The organism is Eubacterium xylanophilum ATCC 35991 (assembly GCF_000518685.1).
Classification (GTDB): domain Bacteria; phylum Bacillota; class Clostridia; order Lachnospirales; family Lachnospiraceae; genus Eubacterium_F; species Eubacterium_F xylanophilum.
Window position 1 is genome coordinate 1 of sequence record NZ_JAEB01000050.1, and the last position, 1,162, is coordinate 1,162.

A 1,162-nucleotide genomic window follows, 5' to 3' on the forward strand; every position below is an offset into this window, starting at 1 on the left:
AAGTCAGTTAAAGTAAAGGAATGGGGGAAAAAACTCTTTTATACTTATGGTAGAAAACCGCACAAAATCAAGGTGATTGTCCCAAAATCAAAGTACAAAGAGTACAAGAAGATAATACTAAAGAATGCAGGGAACAAGAAGGTAAAAGTTGTAAAAGCCAAGAAGTTTTAGGCCAAAAACAAACTTATGGAGACGGAGAATACTATGCAAAATAGAATAATCAAGACAACATTTGTGTTGATGTTATGCTTAAGCATGTTTGTATCCACAGATGTAACTGCAAAAGTAAAGGGTGGAACATGGAGGAATATGAAGTGGAGCTATAATACAAAAACCAAGCTGTTGAAGGTATGGGGAAATGGATACATGGATTATGTAGATGATCTAGGAGAGGCTGCAGGCTGGGTGCAGTATACCAAAACATATGATGCCACAAAACTTGTGATAAGTGGAAATGTAAAGAGTGTAGGATATTTGTGCTTTATGGATTATCTTAAGGTAAAAGAGGTAATTCTTCCCAAGGGAATAAGGAAGATTTCTGGACAAGCTTTTGAAAATTGTCAGAAACTAAAAATTATTACGTTGCCATATGGCCTAAAGAAAATCAAAGACGGAGCATTTGCTATGACAGGTATAGAAAAATTGGTTATACCAGGAAGTGTAAAAAAACTTGAAAAATGGTCTCTAGCAGATATTCCAGACTTAAAAGAGTTGATATTAGAAAACGGAGTACGTGAGTTAGGGGATAGCTTCGTTGATTCAGACACCAAACTCAGAAAACTTCGTCTGCCTAAATCGCTGAAAAAAATAGACGGCTATGCATTTTTGCACTGTGGAATTAAAAAGCTTACCATACCTATAAATGTAGAAGAGATAGGATTTAGAGCATTTTCATCTATGTATAATATTAAAACAGTGAAGATAAAGTCCACAAAGGTGAAAAAATGGGGAAAGAAGCTGTTTTTCTCCTATGAACCGCACAAAATCAAGGTGGTTGTACCTAAGTCAAAATACAAAGAATACAAGAAGATAATAATGAAGAATGCAGGTAACAAGAAGGTAAAGGTAGTAAAGGCGAAGAAATTCTAAGGTGAAGTATTTACTTTTGGAGGCGGAGAATATTATGCTAAATAGAATAATCAAGACAACATTTGCATTAATG

At 34.8% G+C, this 1,162-nt stretch carries 1 protein-coding gene; it reads left to right on the plus strand.

Features of this window, described 5'->3' with window-relative positions:
• Nucleotides 1-204: 204 nt before the first annotated feature.
• On the plus strand, nucleotides 205-1,089 hold the full coding sequence (locus L877_RS0107295; RefSeq protein WP_026835493.1) for a leucine-rich repeat domain-containing protein: 885 nt from the start codon (nucleotides 205-207) through the stop codon (nucleotides 1,087-1,089).
• The last annotated feature ends 73 nt before the right edge of the window (nucleotides 1,090-1,162 follow it).